The organism is Bordetella ansorpii (assembly GCF_900078705.1).
GTDB classification, from domain to species: Bacteria; Pseudomonadota; Gammaproteobacteria; order Burkholderiales; family Burkholderiaceae_B; genus Bordetella; species Bordetella ansorpii_A.
In genome coordinates, this window is the sequence record NZ_FKIF01000009.1 from 131,949 (window position 1) to 155,022 (window position 23,074).

Here is a 23,074-nt window from a genome sequence, read left to right on the forward strand (position 1 = left end):
TGAACCAGCCGCTTGGCGTAGAGATGCTGTGACTAGGGGTGTGTCCGCTAGGGGTCGATATTTGAATGGACCACTACCGGCAAGTAAACCACTGCTGAGGTGTAAAACCCACTGAAGTGGATGTAAGACACCAAGATAAGACTAGTTGCGCGTCTCCGTCGAGCACGCAGGCCATCATTGTACTTTGTACTGCCTGCCGTACGTTACGTACTCGCGCTCGCTCAGCTCTGGGGTCTCTCGGTCGCCGGCGCAAGCGCGCCTTGCCGGATGGTGGTGTGGCACGCAATGCCCGCCTTCCTGGCAGGAAGCGCTGCAGCCGCAAGCGGCTCTGAAGCACAGCAAGAATCGTCAATATCAATAAAGCACCAGATGCGCGCGAGCGTCACAAACCTTGCCGCATCTGACGTTCCCAGCAACTCTTCCGTCAACCACGCTCAGTGAACCTGACCCCCCTGCTGATAGAACCCCGCGCCGTTCGGCGCGTCGTGCCCGCCTGACCCGCCGCGGATACGCCCGGGCCACAGCCCGGGTACGGTCCGCCCTCTTGCAAGCTTCAGTCCGCAGCCCGAGCGATCCGAGGTCACGCGCCGATATCGGCGTGTCATGCCTAGGAGAATCGCACTCATGAAGCGTATGTTGTTCAACGCAACGCACCAGGAAGAACTGCGCGTTGCCATCGTCGATGGGCAAAAACTCATCGATCTCGACATTGAAATTGCCGGCCGCGAGCAGCGCAAAGGCAACATCTACAAGGGCGTCATCACCCGCATCGAACCCGGCCTGGAAGCCTGCTTCGTCAATTACGGCGAAGAGCGCCACGGCTTCCTGCCGTTCAAGGAAGTCGCCCGCAGCTACTTCAAGGAAGGCGTCGACGTGCGCAGCGCGCGCATCCAGGACGCGCTGAAGGAAGGCCAGGAACTCATCGTCCAGGTCGAAAAGGAAGAACGCGGCAACAAGGGCGCCGCCCTGACCACGTTCATCTCGCTGGCTGGCCGCTACCTGGTCCTGATGCCCAACAACCCCCGTGGCGGTGGCGTTTCGCGCCGCGTCGAGGGCGAGGACCGCCAGGAACTGCGCGACACGATGGAACAGCTCGACGTGCCCCAGGGCATGAGCATCATCGCGCGCACGGCCGGCATCGGCCGCAGCGTGGAAGAACTGCAATGGGACATGGCGTACCTGATGCAGTTGTGGACGGCCATCGACGGCGCCGCCCGCGACAACGCCGCTCCCATCCTGATCTACCTCGAGTCCAGCCTGGTCATCCGGGCCATCCGCGACTACTTCTCGCCTGAAATCGGCGAGATCCTGATCGATACCGACGAGATCGCCGACCAGGCCACCGCCTTCATGAGCGTGGTGATGCCGGACAACGTGCAGCGCGTCAAGCGCTACCGCGACGATATCCCGCTGTTCTCGCGCTTCCAGATCGAACACCAGATCGAAACCGCCTACTCGCGCACCGTGCAGTTGCCCTCGGGCGGCGCCGTGGTCATCGACCACACCGAAGCGCTGGTGGCCGTCGACGTCAACTCCGCGCGCTCGACGCGCGGCGCCGACATCGAGGAAACCGCGCTGCGCACCAACCTGGAAGCCGCCGACGAAGTGGCCCGCCAGTTGCGCCTGCGCGACCTGGGCGGTCTGATCGTGATCGACTTCATCGACATGGAAGAGGGCAAGAACCAGCGCGCCGTCGAACAGCGCCTGCGCGACGCCCTCCATTTCGACCGTGCCCGCGTGCAAATGGGCAAGATCTCCCGCTTCGGGCTGATGGAACTGTCGCGCCAGCGCCTGCGTCCGGCCCTGAACGAGGGCTCGCACATCACCTGCCCGCGCTGCATGGGCACCGGCGTGATCCGCGATGCGGAATCCAGCGCCCTGCATGTCCTGCGCCTGCTGCAGGAAGAGGCCATGAAGGAAAACACCGCGGCGGTCCACGCCCAGGTGCCGGTCGAAGTGGCCACCTTCCTGCTGAACGAAAAGCGCGCCGACATCGCCAAGATGGAAGCCCGCCTGAAGGTCAACCTGGTGCTGATCCCCAACAAGCACCTGGAAACCCCGCATCACCACATCGAGCGCCTGCGCCACGACGATCCGCGCCTGGAAGAGCCCAGGACCAGCTTCGAGCTGGCCGAGGCCCCGGCCACCGACGTGGTCTGGTCGCCGCGCGAACAGGAAACCAAGGCCAAGCCCGAGGCGCTGGTCAAGGGCATCACGCCCTCGCAGCCCGCCCCGATCTCGACGCCGGCTCCGGCCGCGGCCCCCGCGCCGGCTCCGCAGGCCGCTCCGGCCGCCATCGGCGGCCTGGGTGGCCTGTTCAAGCGCCTGGCCAATTGGCTGGGTGGCGCAAGCACGCCGGCCGCCGCTCCCGCGCCCGTGACCGAGCAGCAGGAAGAAGCCCGCCGCAACAACAGTGGCTCCGGTCGTGGCCGCCGCTCGCATGATGGCCAGGAACGCCGCGGCGAACGCCACGGCTCCGACCGCAACCGCGGCCGCCGCAACGACGGTCAGGGCCGCGGCGACGCCGCCGACGCCGACGTGAACGCCGGCAACCGCCGGGGTGGCCGCCGTCCTGAAGAGCAGCAGCGCGCCGACCGCCCGCAGCGCCCCGAGCGCGGCGAACGTGATCGCGACGCCGCCGGTGCGGCAACCGCCTCGGCCCGTCCCGAACGCGCCCCGGCCCCCTTGGCCGAAGGCGAGGATGCCGGCAGTGGCGGTCGCCGTGGCCGTGGCCGCCGCGGCCGCGGCCGCCGTGAAGACGGCCCGCAAGGCGCGATGAGCGAGCAGGAAACCATGGTCGCCGCATTGGCCGAGACCGTGGCCTCCGCCCTGCCCGAGCACCGTCCCGCCGCTGAAGCCGCGCCTGCCGAAGCCCGCAGGCTGGCCGATGCCGAGGACCTGGACGATACGCAAGCCGACGGCCTGACCGCCGAAGGCGCGGAAGGCGCCGAAGCCGGCGCCGATCCCGAGCGCAAGCGCCGCCGCCGCCGCAGCCGCCGTGGCCGCCGTGTCAACGAGGACGGCACGCCCGTCGTCGAAGGCCAGGAAGGCGAAGGTCAAGAGGCCGACAGCCTGGCGCGGGATGCCCAGGAAGCCCTGCGCGACGTCGCCAGCGAAACGGCCCCGGCCGCTCCGGTGCCGGCCCAAGCTGCCGCGCCGGTCGCTGCGGTCCAGGTTGCCGTCGAACCCGTGGCTGCCGGGCAGGCCCCGGTCCAGGTTGCCGATGCTGAGTCGGCGCCGGTCCAGGCCGTTGCCGAACCCGTCCAGCAACCCGTCGCCGCGGCCGTTCCGGCCGAGCCGGTCGCCTCGCCCGTGGTCGAAGCTTCCGAGTCGACGCCCGCCGTGTCCGTGACGGAGCAGACCCCCGCCCCGGCCGCCGTGCAGACGGGCGCCGTGCAAACGGAGGCTGCGGAAACTGCCGCAACCGAACCGGTCCAAGTGTCGCCGGCCCCGTCCGTGGAAACGGCTCCGGCAGTCGAGACGGCCGCGGTGGAGACCGCCGCCGCCGAGGCCCCGGCTCCGGCCGCCGAACCGGCTCCGGTCGTGGCGCCTGTCGTGGCCCCCGTGGCCGCGGAACCGGCCCCGCTGCCCGTGGCCGCCCCGGTCGAGACCGTCCCGGCCGCCGCGCCGCAGCCGCCGGTTGCCGCCGCGCCCATCGCCGTGACGCCTGCCCCTGCGGCACCGGACGTGGTCAGCAAGCAAGGCCTGCACGCCATCGTCAACGCCGCTGGCCTGACCTGGGTCGAGACCGACCCGTCCCGCCACGCACAGACGCAAGCGCGCATCGCCGCCACGGCCACGCCCGTGCGCCTCGGCCGCGAGCGCAAGCCCGTGCAACCGGTGTCCACCGCCCCGCTGCAGCAGGTCGAAACGCTGCGCTGATGCGTGAACGGCGTCCCTGAAAAGGGACATGCCCGCCAAGAGCCCGTCGAAATCACTTCGACGGGCTTTTTTATGCACTGGTCCTTGCCGCTGCGGATGGGCGCCTGGGGGCGCTCAGGCCGATGTCCCCCGGGCACACCTTGCCCGCCGCTCGCGCACGGCGCGCGGGCGAAAACACCAGATAGCTTGCCCCCGCCAGCAGGAAGGCGCTGACCGCCCCGTACGCCATCACCCAGCCGAAGCCGGACACCAGCGCGGCGTGGGCGGCCTGGGCAGGATCGGCGACATGCGCCAGCAGATCGTGGCCCGGCGCCTGCGCCGGCGCGCTGCGCGCCGCGATGCGCTCGGCGTACAGACGCAAGGACAGGCCATCGGCCACGCCATGCCTGCCGCGCAGATAAGCCATGACGCCCTCCACCAGCACGTGGCCCATCAACGCGATGTTGAACGCCAGGGAAATCATCCGGGCGGTCAGCCGGCAGCTTGGACTGCCCGAACTGCCGGCCTCGCGCATCATGATGCATTCGACGCTGACCGACTCGCGTTCGCGCGATGCCCTGCGCACCTTGGCGGCCGCCTTCCGCGAACATCGCCAGCCCAGGCAGGCGCAGGCTGCCTGAGCCGCCGCACCCGCGGTTTCCGGAAGCGGCGCACTAGACCGGAAACCGCTCGATCGTCTCGCGCACCTGTTGCAGCACCGGCTGCAGTTCCGCCAACGGCACCGAACTGAGGCCCAGCCGCAAGGCATGCGGCGCATGCCGTGTCGCCGCGTAGGCCTCGGCCTTGGAGACCGCGATGTTGCGTGCCGCCAGCGCCGCGGCGATGCGATCCATGCGCAGCTCGGCGGGCAGCGTCAGCCAGACGAACAGCGCGGCCGGATTCGCCGCCATCTCCATCCCGCCGAACACGTCGCGCGCGATCGCCTGCCTGCGCCTGGCGTCGCGCCGGTGCGCGGCCTCCAGGCGCGCCACCGTGCCGTCCTCGATCCAGCGCGTGGCCATCGCGGTGACCACGCTGGGCAGGCTCCAGTGGCTGGCGCGGATGTGCGCCTTCACCTTCATGGCGCAAGCCTCGGGCACGGCGATGAAACCGAAGCGCAGGCCGGTCGCCAGGCTCTTGGAAAGACTGGACACGTACAGGGTGCGCTCGGGCGCCATGGCCGCCAGCGCGGGCGGCGCCTTGGCCGCCAGGAACGCATAGGCGGCATCCTCGATCAGGAAGCAGTCGTGCCGCCGCGCGATGTCGACCAGGCGCTGGCGCCGCGAACCGTCCAGCACCCATCCCAATGGATTGTGCAGCGTGGGCATCGCATAGATGGCGCGGATGCGCCCCCGGCGGCACAGCGCGTCCAGCGCATCCAGATCGGGCCCGTCGGCCGCGCAGGGCACGGCTTGCAAGGACAGGCCCTGCGCCTGGGCCAGCATCTTGAAACCCGGATACGTCAGCGCATCGACCGCCACGGCATCGCCCGGTTGCAGCACGGCGCGCGCGGCGACGTCCAGGCCCTGCTGCGCGCCATTCACCAGGAACACCTGCTCGGCCGGCGCCGTGATGCCGCGCGTGCGCGCCAGGAAGCCGGCCACGATGCGGCGTTCATGCGCCCGCCCTCCGGGCGGCTGCTGCTGCATCAGCGCGGACAGGTCGCCCGACGCGGCCAGCTTGCGCAGCATGGCGCGCAGCAGTTCCGCCTGGCCGGGCAGCGTGGGATGGTTGAAGGACAGGTCGATCGTGCTGGCGTTCAGCCGGGCCTCGTCGGCGCCGTCCCAATGCGGTTGCGGCGGCCGGTCGCGCACGAAGGTTCCCCGGCCGGTTTCTCCCACCACCAGGCCCTGCGCCTTCAGGCGCGCGTAGACCTTGGTGGCCGAAGCCAGGGCCACGCCGTGCCGGGCCGCGAGTTCGCGGTGCGTGGGCAGCATGGCGCCAGGCGCGAGCCTGCCGGCGTGGATGTCGGCCGCCAAGGCATCGGCCAGCGCGTGCACGGGAGAAATCGTCATGGCATGTATCTAGGACAATTTTTTGATTGTCCTAGTGTATGGAATTACGCTGGCGCACGTAAGCCCGGATCGTCCCTACCGCCAAAGGCCATGCCATGACGACGTCGCTGTCCCCCAACGCCCTGCCCGTACTCGACTACCTGCGCCGCCAGTTGGACGGCACGCTGCGGCCCGAAGATACCACCCACATGCGCTATCCCACGGCGATCTCGCAATTGCTGGGTTTTCGCATCGTCGAGATCGGCGAGGCGATGGCGGTGATCGAACTCGATGCCGACGCCCTGCGGCATGGCAACCAGCAAGGCACGGTGCACGGCGGCCTGCTGTGCGAACTGGCCGACGCGGCCATCGGCACGGCGCACTCCACCTTGATGGACAGGGGCGAGAGCTTCACCAGCATCGACCTGCGCGCCACGTTCCTGCGGCCCGTGTGGCAATCGCGGCTGCTTGCACGGGCCTGGGCCACGCATCGGGGCCGCACCATCAGCCACTATCTGTGCGAGATATCGCGCGACGATGGGAAGCAGGTCGCCAGCGTGACCAGCGCCGTGATGACCCTGCGGGGCGATCATGCACAGGGCCGTTGAGCCGATGGCGTTGCCGTCACGGGACCGCGCGCGTGGCATGCTCTGCGCGATGGCCGCGGTCCTGCTGTTCTCGGGATTCACGCTGGTCTCGCGGATGGGGCTGACCACGACGGCGCTGACGCTGCCCGACCTTGCGATCCTGCGCTTCGCCGTGGCGGGCCTGTTGCTGCTGCCCTTGCTGATGCGCTATCGCTTGAGCGGCCTGGGCCTGCGGCAGGCCGCGTTGCTGGCATTCAGCGGCGGGCTGGGATTCGCGCTGTTCGCCTACCTGGGTTTCCGGCTGGCGCCGGCCAGCCACGGCGGTGTACTGCTGCACGGCACGATTCCGCTGTTCACCTTCCTGCTGCTGCGCGCGGCCATGGGGCTGCGCGCCGGCCGCCAGCGTCTTGCCGGCCTGGCGCTGATCGTGGCCGGCATCGTCGCCATCAGTTGGGACAGCTTCACCGGCGCCGAGCCGCGCCAGTACCTGGGCGACGTCGCCTTGCTGCTGGCCGCCCTGTGCTGGGCCGCCTACGGCCTGCTGGCGCAGCGCTTTTGCATCCCCCCGCTGCGCGCCGCCGCCATCGTGGCGCCCGGCTCGCTGGCCTGCTTCCTGCCGCTGTACCTGATGCTGCCCGGCACGCAGATGGCGCAGGCCGCCTGGCCCGACATCGTGTTCCAGGCGCTGTTCCAGGGCGTGCTGGTGGGCGTGGTGGCGCTGCTGGTCTATACGCGCGCCGTAGCCGTGCTGGGGGCGCAGACCACGGCGCTTTTCACCGCCGCGGTGCCGTGCATGACCACCCTCGGGGCGCTCGCGCTGCTGGGAGAGATGCCGTCGGCGGCGGCCTGGGCGGGGGTGGCCGTGGTCACGGCGGGGATGGCGGTTGCGTTGAACGCGGCGCGCCCTCAATCCTGATCCCGGTCCGCAAGCGTCCTCACACGCTTGCGCGCCCCCCGCCGCGCGCCCTCATCGGGGAAGACCCGCGCGCACAGGAAATCCACCAGCGCCCGCACCTTCGGCGATGGATGCTTGCTGGCGGGCCACAGCACATTGAACACGCCCGAGCGGCGGGCCTGCCCAGGCAGCACGCGGCGCAGGCTGCCGTCCGCCAGCTGTTTGCGGATGGAGAAATCCGGCAGGCAGGCAATGCCGCGCCCCTGCAGGGCAAAACACACGCGGGTCTCGATGTTGTTGCAGATCATCGATACGGGCAACTCCAGCTCCGGTCCCCCCGTGGCCTGGTCCAGCGGCCAGGCCTCGAGCTTGCCCGTGGTGGAGTACCGGTAGTGCATGCAGGTGTGCCGCAGAAGATCGGCCGGCGTCCTGGGCGTGCCGCGCCGCTTCAGATAATCGGGCGAGGCCACCAGCAGCAACTCGAACGTGCCCAGCTTGCGCGCATGCAGGCAGGAATCCACCGGCGCCCCGGTACGGACCACCACATCGAAACCCTCGTCGATCACATCGACCAGGCGGTCGGTGAAATCCAGGTCCAGCTCGACCTCGGGATACTGGCCCATGAAATCGGCCAGTACCGGCAGCACCAGCGAACTGACCAGCGGCAGGCTGACGCGCAGGCGTCCGCGCGGCGCCCGCGCGGCCTGGGACAGTTCGAGTTCGGCCGCCTCGATCTCGGCGAGGATACGGCGGCTGCGCTCCAGGAACAGCTCGCCCTCGGACGTAAGCGCGATGCTGCGCGTGCTGCGATGGAACAGCCGCACGCCCAGCTTCTCTTCCAGCCGGGCCACGCTCTTGCCCACCGCCGAGGCCGACACGCCCAGCAACCTGCCGGCCGCCACGAAACTGCGCGTTTCGGCGACCTGCACGAAGACCGTAAAGCTGCTGAGACTGTCCATCGCCACTCCTGATTACGGACAGAAAAATCCGCTTAGCCAGGAAATGTAGCCTACTTTTTCTTTAATCTCCGGGTACCTATCTTGATGGAACCTTGTCGTAGAAAGGATTTTCGTCTTGTCCGCCGCTGCTCTGCGCTCTCATGGCGCCCCCGCGCCCTCGATCATTTCCCCCCGCCGCCACGCCGCCGTCCAGCAAGCCCTGGACGACCGCCGCCTGGTCGGCGCCGTCGTACTGGCCGGAATCTCGGACGGCATGGCTGCCAGCGGCATCTCCTTGCAGGAAAACCTGCGGCGCCTGGCTGGCGCACCGCCGCTTTACGCACCGGGTTCATCGTGGGGATATTCGCTGGCCGAAGGCCAGACCGTGCCCGCGCTGGACAACACCGCGGGCTTCGGCCTGGGCTTTTCCGTAGTGCGCGATCCGGCCCAGGCCGCCTCTCCGGAATCGGCCGGCGCATGGCGCTGGGGCGGCGCCCATGGCCATTCCTGGTTCGTCGACCGCGCGCGCGGCCTGAGCGTCGTCGCCTTCACCAACACCCTGTGCGAAGGCATGTCGGGAGGACTCGTCACGGACCTGCGGGACGCCGTCTACGCCGAACGGGAGGACGCGCAATGACGGCCTCGAACCGCTTGCCACTGGCCTCGCTGCTGGCGCTGGCCACGGCGGCTTTCATCACGATCCTGACCGAGGCCCTGCCCGCCGGCCTGCTGCCGCAGATGGCGCACAGCCTGGATGTCTCCGAGGCCTGGGCCGGCCAGACGATCACGGCCTACGCGCTGGGCTCGCTGCTGACCGCCATTCCCCTGACCGCCGCCACGCAGGGCGTGCGCCGCCGCCCGCTGCTGCTGGCGGGCCTGGCCGGCTTCGCGCTGGCCAACACGGTCACCACGCTGTCCAGCGATTTCACGCTGACGCTTGCCGCGCGTTTCGTGGCCGGCGTGTCGGCGGGGCTGGTCTGGGCGCTGCTGGCCGGCTACGCGGCCCGCATGGCGCCCGAGCACCTGAAAGGACGCGCCATCGCGATCGCGATGGTCGGCACGCCATTGGCCTTGTCGCTGGGCATCCCGGCCGGCACCTACCTCGGCACGCTGGTGGGGTGGCGCGCCTGCTTCGCCGGCATGAGCGTGATGGCGCTGGCATTGATGGTCTGGGTACGCCTGCGGGTACCCGACTTCCCTGGCCAGGCACAAGGCGGACGCATCCCGCTGGCGCAGGTCTTCGCCCTGGCCGGCGTGCAATCCGTGCTGTTCACGGTGCTGACGTTCGTGCTGGCGCACAACCTGCTCTACACCTATATCGCCCCCTTCCTGGCCACGCTCGGCATGGCCGGGCGGACCGACCTGATATTGCTGGTGTTCGGCATCGCCTCCCTGGCCAGCATATGGATCGTCGGCCTGCTGGTGGACGGGCATCTGCGCAGCCTGACCCTGGCCAGCACGGTGTTGTTCGCCACGGGCGTGCTGATGCTGGGCGCGGCCGGCCATTCGCAGGCGCTGGTCTACGCCGCCGTGGCCGTCTGGGGCCTGGCCTTCGGCGGCTCGGCCACCTTGTTCCAGACCGCGCTGGCCAAGACGGCCGGCCCCGCGGCCGACGTGGCGCAATCCATGCTGGTCACGGCCTGGAACCTGGCCATCGCGGGCGGCGGCCTGCTGGGCGGCGTGCTGCTGCAACGGCTGGGCGCCCATGCCTTCGCGCCCGCCTTGCTGGCGCTGCTGGCCGCCGCGCTTATCGTGGTCTGGACATCGAGGCGGCAGGGATTTCCGCTTTGCCGGCCAGACCGCTGAAAAACGGCCATCCGCGGGCGTAAAAAACCCGCCTGGAAACAGGCGGGTTCGATGCAATGCCGTTGCCGCCCTGGGGCGGCCATCATCAGAACTGGTACAGGTACGTCAGCTGCAGCACGTTCAGGCCGGGATTGGGGCGCTTGATGCTGGCGTTGGAGAAGTGCGAGTAGCGCACGCCGATACGGCTGTTGTCGTTCAGCAGGAAGCCCGCGCCGACGTGATCGCCGAACTGGAAGGCGGTGCTGATGGTCTTGTCGGCGAAGGTGGTGTGGCTGAACACCGTGGCGCCCACGCCGGCTTCGAGGAAGAAGCGGTCGCTGGTCCACCAGCGGAACATCGGGATGGCGTTGGCCTGCCAGACGTGGTCGGGGGAACGGTCGCCCTGGGCCCACCAGTAGGACACGCCGAACTCGGGCGTCAGGTCCAGACGGCCCCAGTTGCCACCGAAGTTGACCGTCCAGATGGAAGGGGTTTCGTATTGCAGCGTGACGCGCTGGTAATGGTCGCCCACGCCGTAGTGGATGCCGAGGCCGCCATTCGTGCCCTCCTGGGACTGCGCATGCGCCACCGACGCGCCGAACGCCAGAGCCAATCCGGCGACCAGCCCCGTGAGGGTTCTTTTCTTGTTGATGCTGTGCATGGAAGCTCCAAAATCGATTTGTAACGACAGCGGCTAACATATCAGAAAACCGCCCCTGTAATGAGGGTCGATTGTCTTCAATCGGCAACATGTGTATTCAAAATCGACCTGCCCCGGGTCAATAGCCGGCCATTAACCCATGAGTGGGAAAATGGCCGGGCCAGGGGCCGCGAGCGCGCCGGGATCAGGCGGTGACGGCGTCCGCCGGCTGGCGGGTCAACAGGGCCAGGAGACGGGCGATTTCCTCACGCAGCTGACGGCGGTCCACCACCATGTCGATGGCGCCCTTCTGCAGCAGGAACTCGGAACGCTGGAATCCTTCGGGCAGCTTCTCGCGCACGGTCTGCTCGATGACGCGGGGACCGGCGAAGCCGATCAGCGCCTTCGGTTCGGCGATGACCACGTCGCCCATGAAGGCGAAGCTGGCCGACACGCCGCCCATGGTGGGATCGGTCAGCACGCTGATGAACGGCAGGCCCGCCGCCGACAGGCGCGTCAGCATGGCGTTGGTCTTGGCCATCTGCATCAGCGACAGCAGGCTTTCCTGCATGCGCGCGCCACCCGAGGCGGCCACGCAGATGAAGGGCGTGCGGTTGTCGATGGCGGCCTGCACGCCGCGGGCAAAACGCTCGCCCACCACGGAACCCATCGAGCCGCCCATGAATTCGAATTCGAAGCAGGCCAGCACGGTGGGAATACCGCGCACCGAACCGCTGACCACGACCAGCGCGTCGGTTTCACCGGTCTGCTTGACGGCTTCGGACAGGCGGTCGGGATACTTGCGCGAATCCTTGAACTTCAGCGGGTCCATCGAGCGCGTGTTGCCGCCGATCTCGACGCGGCCTTCCAGGTCGAGCAGCGAGTCGATGCGCGTGCGCGAACCGATGCGCATGTGATGGTCGCACTTGGGGCACACGTGCAGGTTGGCCGCCAGGTCTTCGTTGTACAGCACCGATTCGCACGAGGGGCACTTGACCCACAGCCCTTCGGGCACGCGGCTCTTGACGCTGTCGGCGGTGGGTTTGTTGATGCGAGGCGGCAGGAGTTTTTCGATCCAGCTCATATTGTGTCGAGGTCCCGTAGGGCAAATCGGGCGCGGCGCCGCTCAGGCGGCCGCGTCGTGTCGTTGGGTCTGGTCCAGGGCGGCGCGGATGGTGCGCAGCCATTGTCCGGCGGCGGCCACCGCGGCCTGGGTCTGCTGATCGGGCGCGGCATCGGCCACGGCCTCTTCGATGGTCTGGATGAGCTTGGTGCCGATGACCACGGCATCGGCATGGCGCGCCACGCGCGCCGCGCTGTCGGCATCGCGGATGCCGAAGCCCACGCCCACCGGAATGCCGACGTGGCGGCGGATCAGTTCCAGGCGCCGGGCCACGTCGTCGGTGTTCAGGCTGGCCGCGCCGGTGACGCCCTTGAGCGACACGTAGTAGACGTAGCCGCGCGCCACGCGCGCCACCGACCGGATGCGCGCCTCGGTGGAGGTGGGCGCCAGCAGGAAGATCGGGCAGATGCCGGCCTGGCCGAGATCGGCCGCGAAGGCGTCGACCTCTTCCGGCGGATAGTCGACCACCAGCACGCCGTCGACGCCGGCTTGCGCCGCGCGCTGCGCGAAGGCCTGCTGGCCCATGCGCTCGATGGGGTTGGCGTAGCCCATCAGCACCACGGGAGTGACGGCGTCGTCGCGGCGGAACTCGGCCACCAGTTCGAGCACGCGGACCAGGCCCACGCCCTGGGCGATGGCGCGCTCGGCGGCGCGCTGGATCACCGGACCGTCCGCCATGGGATCGGAGAACGGAACGCCCAGCTCGATGATGTCGGCGCCGGCGCGCACCAGTTCGTGCATCAGCGGCACGGTGGCGGCGGGCGACGGATCGCCCGCGGCGATGTACGGCACGAGCGCGGCGCCGCCGGCCTGGGCTCGGCGGGCGAACGCGGCGTCGATGCGGTTGGAAGTGTTGGTCATGTCAGGTCAGAACGTGATGCCCGCCGCCTCGGCGACGGTGTGCATGTCTTTGTCGCCGCGGCCCGACAGGTTGACCAGGATGATCTGGTCCTTGGACAGCGTGGGGGCCATCTTGGCGGCCTGCGCGATGGCGTGCGAGGACTCCAGCGCCGGCATGATGCCCTCGATGCGGCAGCAATCGTGGAAGGCCTTCAAGGCCTCGTCATCGGTGATGCCGACGTACTGCGCGCGGCCGCTGTCCTTCAGCCAGGCATGCTCGGGCCCCACGCCGGGGTAGTCCAGGCCGGCCGAGACCGAATGCGTCTCCTGCACCTGGCCGTCGGCATTCTGCATGACGTAGGTACGGTTGCCGTGCAGCACGCCGATCTGGCCCGCCGCCAGCGACGCGGCGTGGCGGCCACTGTCCATGCCCTCGCCCGCGGCCTCGACGCCGATCAGGCGGACGGACTCGTGCGGGATATAGGGATGGAAGATGCCGATGGCGTTGGAACCGCCGCCCACCGCCGCCACGATGAAGTCGGGCTGGCGGCCGGCCTCTTCGGGCATCTGCACCAGGCATTCGTTGCCGATGACGGTCTGGAAGTCGCGCACCATGCGGGGGTACGGATCGGGACCGGCCACCGTGCCGATGATGTAGAACGTGTTCTCGATGTGGGTGACCCAGTCGCGCATGGCTTCGTTCAGCGCGTCCTTCAGGGTGCGCGAGCCGGACTCGACCGGCACCACCGTGGCGCCGAGAAGCTTCATCCGGTAGACGTTCGACGCCTGGCGGCGCACGTCCTCGCTGCCCATGTAGACCACGCATTCCATGCCGTAGCGGGCCGCCACCGTGGCGGTCGCCACGCCGTGCTGGCCCGCGCCGGTCTCGGCGATGACGCGCGGCTTGCCCATCCGCTTGGCCAGCAGGGCCTGGCCGATGCAGTTGTTCACCTTGTGGGCGCCGGTGTGGTTCAGGTCTTCGCGCTTGAACCAGATCTGGGCGCCGCCCAGTTCCCGCGACCATCGGCGGGCGTGGTAGACCGGGCTGGGCCGGCCGACGAAATGCTTGAGTTCGTAGTTGAACGCTTCGATGAAGGCCGGGTCGACGCGGCTTTGATCATAGGCGGTACGCAGTTCGTCCAGTGCGTGCATCAGCGTTTCCGCCACGAACACGCCGCCGTACGGGCCAAAATGGCCCTTGGCATCCGGTAGGTCGTAAGGTTTCACCAGGGTTCTCCGGGGTGGCTGCCCAAAAGGGAGGCAGCACCGGTTTTGCAACCGGACATTTTAGCGTAGCCGGGCGAAGCTGGCGGGCGCCCGCCTCGACGCCCTGCGGCCAAGGCTTGCCGCCCGCCTTCTGTCACGCGTCACGGACGGTGACGAGGCTTACCGCCGGTGGCTTGCCAGCCACGATCCAGTGCCCGCCGCAACGGCCCCGGCCGGCAGGGGACGGGCTACAGCGAATGGCCCAGTTGGCGCAGGAAACGGTCGCAGGCGTCCAGTTGATCCAGGGCCACGAACTCGTCGGGCTTGTGCGCCTGCTCGATGGAGCCGGGGCCGCAAACCACGGCGGGAATGCCCACGCCCTGGAACAGGCCCGCCTCGGTGCCGTAGGCCACCTTGCGGGTGGCGCGGTCCTGGGTCAGGCCGCGCACCAGCTCGGTGATGGCGGCCAGTTCCGAGGCCTCCAGCGCCGGCGCCGCGGCGCCGGTCTCGATCTCGATGCGCGCGTCCGCGTATTCGGCCTGCATGCGCGGCAGCAGTTCCTCGCGCACATAGCGCTCGACGTCCACCTGGATGCTGTCGGACGACACGCCCGGCAGGTTGCGGAATTCGTACATGAACTCGCACAGCTCGGGGATGGTGTTGACCGCGATGCCGCCGCGGATCTGGTTGGTGGTCATGGTGGAGAACGGCACGTCGAAGAATTCGTCGTACGGACCCTTGGCCTTCATGGCATCGGCCAGTTCGCGTATGCGGCAGATCAGCAGGGCGGCGTACTCGATGGCGTTGCAGCCGCGCGGCGTCAGCGACGAGTGCGCGGCCTTGCCATGCACGCGGCAGCGGAACAGATTGATGCCCTTGTGCGCCACCACCACCTTCATGCTGGTGGGCTCGCCCACCACGCACCCCTCGGGGCGGATGCCGCGATCCTTCAGCTCGGCCAGCATGAGGGGCGCGCCGGCGCAGCCGACTTCCTCGTCGTACGAAAAGGCCAGATGGATGGGTTTCTTGCGCGGCATGGCCAGGAATTCGGGCACCAGCGCCAGCGAAGAAGCGATGAACCCCTTCATGTCGCACGCCCCGCGCCCCTGCAGAGCGCCGTTCTTCTCGACCAGCTTGAAGGGATCGGACGACCAGTCCTGTCCATCGACCGGCACCACGTCGGTGTGGCCGGACAGCACGACACCGCCATCGGTATTGCCATCGGCCGCCGGCAAGGTGGCGAACAGATTGGCCTTGGTCTTCTCGGGATTGTGCGCCAGCCAGGCGGCCGCGCCCTGCCCCTTGAGATAGTCACGCGCGGTCTCGATCAGGGCCAGATTCGAATTGCGGCTGGTGGTGTCGAAAGCAACCAGCTCTTCAAGCCAGGTACGGGTGTTCATGATGCTGGGCGTGGATAGAGGCAAAGTGGCAGTTTATGGGAAGGATGCTGGCATCTGGGGGGTTGGCCGGGTTTGTCCTATGTGCCCAGGTCAGGCGTGGATTTTCCATGCGTGAAAGGTTTGAGTTCTTGAGCGCCGGGGGCATCGCTGCGAAGCACGGCGGGCCACGCGGGAATCAGCCCAGCCTTAGCCCCGACTACGATTGCACCCAACGAAGCACGGCGACACGCCATCGCATGTTTTCCGATCCCCCAAGGCGCTGACGACAGACACTGCCCATGACCGCCAGCCCCCGGATGGATCACTGCTTTCACCCGCCCTGACGCACTAAAAAGAACGTGTTTTGCAAGTCGGCCGCATTGCTCGGATGTGAGCCGCGGGCGTGCCGGAGAAGTCACGCCCGGAGCGCGAAAGCGCGAGGACGGGACTTCGCAGGCACGCCCGCGGCGCCATAAAGAACAAGATACCCCCGCCATACCCCAGCCGTCTTTACCCCATCGGAAAGAAAACCCGCTTGCCGACACCGTCACTAAAAAACCCAGTTCAGCGCCGGTCCGCCCCCGACACGCCGGGAACGGCCCGCAGCGCATCCAGCGCACGGCCGAGCGCCTCGCCGTCCCGCACCTCGACCGTGAAGACCATGTGCGCCAACGACTGCCGGCTCTGGGTATTGACGCCGACCACGTTCAGGCGCAGCCGCGCAAAGACTTCGGAGAGGTCGCGCAGCAGGCCGGGGCGGTCGTGGGCGCGCACGCTGATGTCCACCGGATAGACCGTGTCGGCCGTCTGGCCCCAGGCCACGTCGATCACCCGCTCGGCCTCGCGGGCGGCCAGGGCGAGGTAGCTCGGGCAGTCGGCGCGGTGGATGGAAACGCCGCGGCCACGCGTGACGAAGCCGGCGATCGCGTCCGGCGGCGCGGGGCGGCAGCAGCGGGCCAACTGGGTCATCAGCGAGCCCACGCCCACCACCAGCACCCCGCTCTTGCCGCCCGCCGTGACGCTGCCCGCGCCCGGCGCGTTGGCATGGCGCAGCGCGTGCGGCTGGGGTTCCACGACCGGCGCCGGCTGCTGGAACACGGCGTCGATCTGGCGCAGGCTGAACTCTTCCTTGGCGGCGGCCACATACAGGTCGTCGGCGCGGGCGAAGCCCAGCGTCTGCGCAAGCTGTTCCAGGTTGACCGCGGTCTTGCCCAGCCGCTGCAGTTCCTTTTCGACCAGCGCCTGGCCTTGCGTGATGCGCTGCTGCAGCTCGATGGCATTGAACCAGGCGCGCACCTTGGCGCGCGAGCGCGGCGCGGCCAGGTAGCCCAGTTGCGGGTTGAGCCAGTCGCGCGACGGGCCGCCCGCCTTGGCGGAAATGATCTCGACCGTCTGGCCCGTGGCCAGCCGCGTATGCAACGGCACCATCTGGCCATCGACCCGCGCGCCGCGGCAACGGTGGCCCAGGTCGGTATGCAGGTGATAGGCGAAGTCGACCGCCGTGGCGCCCTCGGGCAGCTCGATCACGCGCGCCTGCGGCGTCATCACGTAGATGCGGCCATCGCCGGTGTGCGTGGCGGCATCGGGCGCATCGTGGCCTTCCGCGGCCCCGACGTCGGCGCCCCAGGCCAGCAGTTGCCGCATCCACGCCAGTTGGCGGTCGTAGTCGCTGGAGGCCGCCACCTGGCCGCCGCGCGCGCCGGCTTCCTTGTAGCGCCAGTGCGCGGCCATGCCGTACTCGGCGAACTGGTGCATCTCGCGCGTGCGGATCTGCACCTCGAACGGCCGGCCGTCGTCATCGCTGACCACCGTGTGCAGCGAGCGGTAGCCATTGGGCTTGGGCCGCGAGATGTAGTCGTCGAAGGCCTCGGGAATGGGCGCCCACATTTCGTGCACCAGGCCCAGCACGGCGTAGCAATCGCGCACGTCCTCGACGATGACGCGCAGCGCGCGCAGATCGAACAGTTTCGAGAAATCCAGCGTCTTCACGCGCATCTTGTTCCAGATGCTGTAGATGTGCTTGGGCCGCCCGCTGACCTCGGCGGTGATGCCCGCGCCCTCCAGGGCGGCGCGCAGGCGGTCGATGGCGGCCGCGATGAAGGCCTCGCGCTCGGCGCGCTTCTCTTCCAGCAGCCTGGCGATTTCCTTGTAGCGCATGGGTTCGAGGAAACGAAACGCCAGGTCTTCCATCTCCCATTTCAGTTGCCAGATGCCCAGCCGGTTGGCCAGCGGCGTGTACAGGTCGAGGGTCTCGCGGGCGAAGGCCGGATCGCACGGCGCCTTGGTCTCGGCATGCCAGCGCAGGGTCTGCAGGCGCGAGGCCAGGCGCATCAGCACGATGCGCAGGTCGGCCGCCATGGCCAGCAGCATCTTGCGCTGCATCTCTTTCTGGCTGCCGGTATCGGCCGAGGCATCGCTGGCCTGCCGCGCCACCGCGCCCAGGCGCAGCAGCGCGCGGGCGCCATGCACCAGGCGCGCCACTTCGGGCCCGAACTCGGCCGCGATGGGATCATTGCGCGGCGGCGGCACGGGCGCCATCGGGTCGTGCGGCAGCGAGACCAGCAAGGCGGCGGCGCGCGTCGCGGCGTCGGTCTGCAGGCGAGCCAAGAGGCGCGTCACGCCCACGGCATGCGTGCGCAGGGGCTCGCCCGTCAGCGCCACCTGGCCGTCGAAGCGCGGCTCGGCCCAGGCGGCGGCCCGTTCGACCAGGCGCGCGCCGTCTTCGTCGAGCCCCTGCACGGCGGCCTGGCGCCAGGCGGCGTCGAACGGACCGGGCAGAACGGGATCGGTGGAGGCGGACATTGCGCGCGGCGTAGACGGACTGAGGGACAATTTTCTAACTCTACACTAGAGGTCCGAAGCAACCCCAGGAATCCCATCATGTTCCGATGGCTGCGCGGCCGAGGAGCCGCCGCCCCCGACGTGGCCGAGATGCAGGCCCGCATTCCCGACGACCTCTGGCAGCGGGTGCTGTCGGCCTATCCGTTCCTGGCCCCGCTCGCGGCGCCCGAGCGCGAGCAGTTGCGGGCGCGCTGCGCCTGGCTGCTGGCCAGCAAGAACCTGAACGGCGCGCGCGGCCTGGATCCCACGGATTTCATGCGCCTGGCGATCGCCGCGCAGGCCGCCCTGCCCATCCTGCACCTGTCGCCGTCGCTGTACGAGGGCTGGGACGAGATCATCCTCTACCCCGAAGGCTTCTCCATCCCGCGCCGCCAGATGGACGAGGACGGCGTGGTGCACGAATACGTGGAAGAGGCGGCCGGCGAGGCCTGGGACGGCGGGCCGGTCGTGCTGTCCTGGAGCGACCCCGATCCCGAGGCCGGCGCCTTCAACGCGGTCATCCACGAATTCGCCCACAAGCTCGACCTGCACGCGGGCCAGGCCGACGGCATGCCGTCGCTGGCGGCCCATCCCGACATCAAGCCGCGCGTGTGGCGGCAGGTGCTGGCGGACAGCTACGACCGCTACGTGGCCGCGCTGGAGGCGGTGGAAGCCGCCATTGCGCCCGACGTCGACCCCGAAAGCGAAGACGCCGACGCCTGGTACGCCAGCCTGCCGCTGGACCCGTACGCCGCCACGGACGAGGCCGAGTTCTTCGCGGTCAGCTCCGAGCATTTCTTCATCGATCCGCTGCCGCTGGCGCAGGCGCTGCCCGACTGGCATGCCCTGCTGCGGGCCTACTACCGGCAGGACACCCTGGCGCGGCTGGCGTGAAGACGCTGCTGATCGTCTGGCATTCGCGCACCGGCGCGGCGCGCGCCATGGCCGCCGCGCTGGAGCGCGGCGCCCGCCATGCCGCCCGTGAACTGGACGCCGCGCCGCACCTGGCGGTGGTGCGCCGGCGCGCGGGCCGAGCCCAGCCCGGCGACGTGCTGAAAGCCGATGGCTACCTGTTCTGCGCGCCCGAGAACCTGGGCACGCTCAGCGGCGAGATGAAGGAATTCTTCGACCGCGCTTATTACCCGGCGCTGGACCGCATCGCGGGCCGGCCGTATGGCCTGGCGATCAGCGCGGGCACCGACGGCTCGGGCGCGGCGCGCCAGGCCGAGCGCATCTGCACCGGCTGGCGCCTGCGCGCAGTGGCGCCGGCGCTGGTGGCGCGCAATGGCGCGCAGACACCCGAAGCGATCATGGCCGCCAAGACAGTGCCGGCGGCCGTCCTCGCGCAATGCGAGGAGCTGGGCGGCCTGCTGGCCGCCACCCTGCTGGCGGGCCTCTGACGCGGCTGCGTGCGGGCGCCGGCCGGTTTTCGCCATGCCGCCGCCGGGGATCCCGTGGCGTCCGGGCGGTATCGCCGACACCCGGCCCTGCGGCGCAGCCAGCCCAGGCGCCCCGAGGAGCGCCTCGTATTTCCTGCTCAGGCGATGGCCGCCGTGACGACGATCTCGACCTTGTAGTCGGGATTGGCCAGGCGCGCCTCGACGGTGGCGCGCGGGGGCGAGTTGCCGTCGGCCACCCAGGCGTCCCAGGCCTTGTTCATGCCGTCGAACTCCTTCATGTTGGTCACGAAGATCTGGGCCATCAGGATCTTGGTCTTGTCGGTACCGGCTTCGGCCAGCAGGCGGTCGATGGTGGCCAGTACCTGGGCCGTCTGGCCGGTGATGTCCAGCGTCGCGTCGTCCGGCACCTGGCCGGCCAGATAGGCCACGCCGTTGTACACGGCCATGTCGGACAGGCGCTTGGCGACGTTGAAACGCTTGATGCTGCTCATGAAGACTTCCCCTTGCGGAAGAGAGTTTGCGGAAAAAGGACTGCGCGCCGCCTTACGCGGGCGCCAACTGGAAGACCTGGCGCAGATAGGCCAGATAGGCCGGATCGTCGCACATGGTCTTTTCGGGCGCATCGGACACCTTGGCCACCGGCTGGCCATTGCAGCGGACCATCTTCATGACGATCTGCAGCGGCTCGTGGCCCAGGTCGTTGGTCAGGTTGGTGCCGATGCCGAACGATACCTTGCAGCGCCCGGCGAAGCGGCGCGCCAGTTCGATGGCGCGCGGGAAGGTCAGGCCGTCGGAGAACACCAGGGTCTTGGCGCGCGGATCGGTGCGGTTGGCGCGGTAGTGTTCGAGCATGCGCTCGCCCCACGTGAAGGGATCGCCCGAATCGTGGCGCGCGCCGTCGAACAGCTTGCAGAAATACATGTCGAAGTCGCGCAGGAACGCATCCATGCCGTAGACATCGGACAGCGCGATGCCCAGGTCGCCGCGGTATTCCTTGGCCCACACCTCGAACGCGAACACCTGCGAATCGCGCAGCCGTGGCCCCAGCGCCTGGCAGGCCTGCAAGTACTCGTGGCCCATGGTGCCCAGCGGCAGCACGCCGTGGCGCATGGCCAGCAGCACGTTGCTGGTGCCGGCGAAATGCCTGCCCATCTGCGTCTTCATGGTGGTCACGACTTCCTCGTGCCACATCCTGGAATAGCGCCTGCGCGTGCCGTAGTCGGCCACGCGGAAGTCGGCCAGCTCCGGATCGTCCAGCACCAGGTGCATCTTGGACTGCAGCCGGCTGCGCCCTTCTTCCCAGTCCGCATCCTTGCTGGTGTTGCGGAAGTAGACCTCGTTGACGATGGCCAGCACCGGGATCTCGAACAGGATCGTGTGCAGCCAGGGCCCCTCGACCGAGATGAAGATCTCGCCCGGATGATCGGGGTCGGGACTGACGGTGATGCAGCGTTCGGGCAGGTGGAACAGCCCCAGGAAATCGACGAAGTCGCTCTTGATGAACCGCAGGTTGCGCAGGTACTCGAGCTCGGCCTCGGTGAACCGCAGTTGGCACAGATGCCGGATTTCCGCGCGGATCTCTTCCAGGTACGGACGCAGATCGATGCCGGGCGTGCGGCACTTGTAGCGGTACTGGACCTGGGCAGCGGGGAAATGGTGCAGCACGACCTGCATCATGCTGAATTTGTACAGGTCGGTGTCGAGCAGCGAAGTGATTATCATGATCGCGCGATTCGTTTCGGCAACCATATCACAGGAGGGGGCTTGCGAGGGCGGGGCCCTCGCGCTCCCCTGGGGTATTGTTTCTTGCCGTGGTTTGCGTGGTGATGCGGCGGCGTAATCGTTCTTCTGCCGCAGCAATCGCCCCTGCGTAGTCACGTCCTCGCGCTTTCGCGCTGCGGGCGCGACTACTCCGGAGCGCTTGCTGCTCCCGACGGAGTACGGTGTCGCGCTGCTTTTCACGACCTCCAAGGTTCGTGATGCATATCTCCATGGGTACGAACTGTGGCCAAAGAAATGTGTTTGTGCGGCGCCTGGAATTTAGACGGCTTGAGCCGGGAGCATTGCGGAGAAGTCACGCCCGGAGCGCGAATGCTGCGCTCGCAGCGCGAGGACGAGACTTCGCAGTTGTGCTCCCGGTGCGCAAGAACTCGAATCGAGGCACAAAAGAAACCCCTATATCGTTGTCAAGTTCGCAACAATGCATCCCACGACATCGACACACCCATTGTTGGGGCGGGGTTATGATCGTGCCGCCTTGGCGCATTAGGTAAAATCTTTCAATTACGCGCCGCCTGTCCGGAGTTCCTGAATGACCCACGTAGTCACCGAAAACTGTATCAAGTGCAAATACACGGATTGTGTGGACGTTTGCCCGGTTGACTGTTTTCGCGAGGGGCCGAACTTCCTGGTGATCGACCCCGACGAGTGCATCGACTGCGCCGTCTGCATCCCGGAGTGCCCGGCCAACGCCATCTATGCCGAAGAAGACGTGCCGCAGGACCAGATGAAGTTCATCGCCCTGAACGCCGAACTGTCCGCCGATTTCCCCAGCATCAGCCGCGCCAAGAAGCCGCTGGCCGACGCCGACGCGTGGAACGGCAAGGAAGACAAGCTGCAGTACCTCGAACGCTGAAGCGCGCCGGCGGAACGACCTTTGCGCGACCGCCCGAATTGCCGATGACAGACAGCAAGTACACCCGCCAGACCGTCACCCAGGTACACACCTGGGTGCCCGGCAAACTCTTCTCGGTACGCGTCACGCGCGACCCGGCCTATGCGTTCCAGCCCGGCCAGTTCGCACGCGTCGGCCTGCCCGCCGACCCCACCGACCCCCACGCCGAACCCACCGTGTGGCGCGCGTACTCGATGGTGTCCGCGCCCTCGGAAGACTGGCTCGAGTTCTATTCCATCGTGGTGCCCGGCGGCGAGTTCAGCCCGCGCATGGCGCAACTGCGGCCCGGCGACGCGCTGTACGTGGACAAGACGCCCTTCGGCTTCCTCACGCTCGACCGCTTTCCCACCGGCGACCACCTGTGGCTGCTGGCCACGGGCACCGGCCTGTCGGCCTATCTGTCCATGCTGGACGATCCGGCCGTCTGGCAACGCTTCGACCGCATCGTGCTGGCGCACGGCGTGCGCACGGCCGACGAACTGGCCTACCGCGACGAGATCGCCGCCTGGCAGGCCGCGGCGCCCGGCAAGCTCGTCTATCTGCCCATCGCCACGCGTGAACCCCTGCCCGGCATGCCGCAGGAACGCCTGACCACGCTGATCGCCGACGGCCGCCTCGAAGAACTGGCCGGCCTGCCGCTGGATCCGGCCCCTGCGCGCGTCATGCTGTGCGGCAATCCCGACATGCTGGCCGATGCCCGCAAGCTGCTGGGCGAACGCGGTTTCGCGCCCGGCCGGCGCGGCATTCCCGGCACCCTGGCGGCCGAAAACTATTGGTAGGCCGCCGTCCGGCGGCCCTGCCCACCGCCCTTCATCCGGTCCCGACGCCCTTGCCTGCGACGCCGAATGACGCCTTCCGAGTCGTTTTTTCGCAACGCAACAAGGGTTTTCGGCCACCCGTAACAGACTGTTTGGAAATATCCTTATTTCCCC

The 23,074-nt window shown here is 68.4% G+C and carries 20 protein-coding genes and 1 pseudogene; 10 read left to right on the plus strand and 11 right to left on the minus strand.

Annotated elements, in window-relative coordinates; genetic code table 11:
* Window positions 1-624 precede the first annotated feature (624 nt).
* Complete coding sequence (locus A6745_RS23365) at window positions 625-3,882, plus strand: Rne/Rng family ribonuclease (protein ID WP_066132535.1); 3,258 nt, start codon at window positions 625-627, stop codon at window positions 3,880-3,882.
* A gap of 70 nt (window positions 3,883-3,952) precedes the next feature.
* On the opposite strand, the gene A6745_RS23370 is transcribed toward A6745_RS23365, so the two are convergent.
* Window positions 3,953-4,288 (minus strand): hypothetical protein, encoded by a 336-nt coding sequence (locus A6745_RS23370; protein ID WP_066132538.1) that lies wholly within the window; start codon window positions 4,286-4,288, stop codon window positions 3,953-3,955.
* Between A6745_RS23370 and A6745_RS29465 the strand changes: the two genes are divergently transcribed.
* Window positions 4,287-4,502: a hypothetical protein gene (locus A6745_RS29465; RefSeq protein WP_066132540.1), complete on the plus strand. Its 216-nt coding sequence runs from the start codon at window positions 4,287-4,289 to the stop codon at window positions 4,500-4,502. The two genes, A6745_RS23370 and A6745_RS29465, sit on opposite strands and share 2 nt — an antisense overlap.
* Window positions 4,503-4,535: 33 nt before the next feature.
* On the opposite strand, the gene A6745_RS23380 is transcribed toward A6745_RS29465, so the two are convergent.
* Window positions 4,536-5,876, minus strand: coding sequence for an aminotransferase-like domain-containing protein (locus A6745_RS23380; protein WP_066132541.1), 1,341 nt, complete (start codon window positions 5,874-5,876; stop codon window positions 4,536-4,538).
* Between the two features lie 95 nt (window positions 5,877-5,971).
* Here A6745_RS23380 and A6745_RS23385 point away from each other — a divergent pair, with 95 nt between their 5' ends.
* Window positions 5,972-6,463 carry a PaaI family thioesterase gene (locus tag A6745_RS23385; RefSeq protein ID WP_066132544.1) on the plus strand — a complete coding sequence of 164 codons (492 nt, stop codon included), beginning with the start codon at window positions 5,972-5,974 and terminating at the stop codon, window positions 6,461-6,463.
* Window positions 6,447-7,358 (plus strand): EamA family transporter, encoded by a 912-nt coding sequence (locus A6745_RS23390; RefSeq protein ID WP_082853253.1) that lies wholly within the window; start codon window positions 6,447-6,449, stop codon window positions 7,356-7,358. Before A6745_RS23385 ends, A6745_RS23390 begins: the two co-directional genes overlap by 17 nt.
* On the opposite strand, the gene A6745_RS23395 is transcribed toward A6745_RS23390, so the two are convergent.
* Window positions 7,349-8,296, minus strand: a complete 948-nt coding sequence (locus A6745_RS23395; protein WP_066132550.1) for a LysR family transcriptional regulator — start codon at window positions 8,294-8,296, stop codon at window positions 7,349-7,351. The genes A6745_RS23390 and A6745_RS23395 overlap by 10 nt on opposite strands.
* 220 nt (window positions 8,297-8,516) lie before the next feature.
* Between A6745_RS23395 and A6745_RS29725 the strand changes: the two are divergent.
* Window positions 8,517-8,912, plus strand: a pseudogene (locus A6745_RS29725) (hypothetical protein); the annotation flags it as partial.
* Window positions 8,909-10,081, plus strand: coding sequence for an MFS transporter (locus tag A6745_RS23405; RefSeq protein WP_066132560.1), 1,173 nt, complete (start codon window positions 8,909-8,911; stop codon window positions 10,079-10,081). The pseudogene A6745_RS29725 and the gene A6745_RS23405, both read left to right, overlap by 4 nt.
* A gap of 85 nt (window positions 10,082-10,166) precedes the next feature.
* On the opposite strand, the gene A6745_RS23410 is transcribed toward A6745_RS23405, so the two are convergent.
* The 6 genes from A6745_RS23410 to A6745_RS23435 all read right to left on the minus strand — a co-directional run bounded on the left by A6745_RS23410 (window position 10,167) and on the right by A6745_RS23435 (window position 18,050).
* Window positions 10,167-10,721 (minus strand): acyloxyacyl hydrolase, encoded by a 555-nt coding sequence (locus tag A6745_RS23410; protein WP_066132563.1) that lies wholly within the window; start codon window positions 10,719-10,721, stop codon window positions 10,167-10,169.
* A 184-nt stretch (window positions 10,722-10,905) separates the two neighbouring features.
* The gene (accD, locus tag A6745_RS23415; RefSeq protein WP_066132566.1) at window positions 10,906-11,784 is read right to left on the minus strand and encodes an acetyl-CoA carboxylase, carboxyltransferase subunit beta; all 879 of its coding nucleotides are present in this window, start codon (window positions 11,782-11,784) and stop codon (window positions 10,906-10,908) included.
* A 42-nt stretch (window positions 11,785-11,826) separates the two neighbouring features.
* Window positions 11,827-12,684: a tryptophan synthase subunit alpha gene (gene trpA / locus A6745_RS23420; RefSeq protein ID WP_066132569.1), complete on the minus strand. Its 858-nt coding sequence runs from the start codon at window positions 12,682-12,684 to the stop codon at window positions 11,827-11,829.
* Window positions 12,685-12,690: 6 nt separating this feature from the next.
* A complete protein-coding gene (trpB, locus tag A6745_RS23425; protein ID WP_066132572.1) occupies window positions 12,691-13,890 on the minus strand; it encodes a tryptophan synthase subunit beta in 1,200 nt (399 codons plus the stop codon).
* 227 nt (window positions 13,891-14,117) lie between these two features.
* Window positions 14,118-15,269, minus strand: a complete 1,152-nt coding sequence (argE, locus tag A6745_RS23430) for an acetylornithine deacetylase (protein WP_066132576.1) — start codon at window positions 15,267-15,269, stop codon at window positions 14,118-14,120.
* 543 nt (window positions 15,270-15,812) lie between these two features.
* Entirely contained in the window at window positions 15,813-18,050 is a 2,238-nt protein-coding gene (locus A6745_RS23435) for a RelA/SpoT family protein (protein ID WP_066132579.1), read from the minus strand.
* Window positions 18,051-18,128: 78 nt separating this feature from the next.
* Here A6745_RS23435 and A6745_RS23440 point away from each other — a divergent pair, with 78 nt between their 5' ends.
* Both A6745_RS23440 and A6745_RS23445 read left to right on the plus strand, forming a co-directional pair.
* Entirely contained in the window at window positions 18,129-18,962 is an 834-nt protein-coding gene (locus A6745_RS23440; protein WP_066132582.1) for a M90 family metallopeptidase, read from the plus strand.
* Window positions 18,959-19,468 (plus strand): NAD(P)H-dependent oxidoreductase, encoded by a 510-nt coding sequence (locus A6745_RS23445; RefSeq protein WP_066132585.1) that lies wholly within the window; start codon window positions 18,959-18,961, stop codon window positions 19,466-19,468. The genes A6745_RS23440 and A6745_RS23445 overlap by 4 nt, the downstream gene beginning before the upstream one ends.
* 137 nt (window positions 19,469-19,605) lie before the next feature.
* Here the strand turns inward: A6745_RS23445 and A6745_RS23450 are convergent, their stop codons facing one another.
* Window positions 19,606-19,959: a RidA family protein gene (locus A6745_RS23450; RefSeq protein ID WP_066132588.1), complete on the minus strand. Its 354-nt coding sequence runs from the start codon at window positions 19,957-19,959 to the stop codon at window positions 19,606-19,608.
* 52 nt (window positions 19,960-20,011) lie between these two features.
* Window positions 20,012-21,190 carry a nicotinate phosphoribosyltransferase gene (pncB, locus tag A6745_RS23455; RefSeq protein WP_066133183.1) on the minus strand — a complete coding sequence of 393 codons (1,179 nt, stop codon included), beginning with the start codon at window positions 21,188-21,190 and terminating at the stop codon, window positions 20,012-20,014.
* Between the two features lie 589 nt (window positions 21,191-21,779).
* On the opposite strand from pncB, the gene fdxA reads away from it, so the two are divergent.
* Window positions 21,780-22,103 carry a ferredoxin FdxA gene (gene fdxA / locus A6745_RS23460; protein ID WP_066132594.1) on the plus strand — a complete coding sequence of 108 codons (324 nt, stop codon included), beginning with the start codon at window positions 21,780-21,782 and terminating at the stop codon, window positions 22,101-22,103.
* Between the two features lie 44 nt (window positions 22,104-22,147).
* The gene (locus A6745_RS23465; RefSeq protein ID WP_066132597.1) at window positions 22,148-22,921 is read left to right on the plus strand and encodes a ferredoxin--NADP reductase; all 774 of its coding nucleotides are present in this window, start codon (window positions 22,148-22,150) and stop codon (window positions 22,919-22,921) included.
* Window positions 22,922-23,074 lie beyond the last annotated feature (153 nt).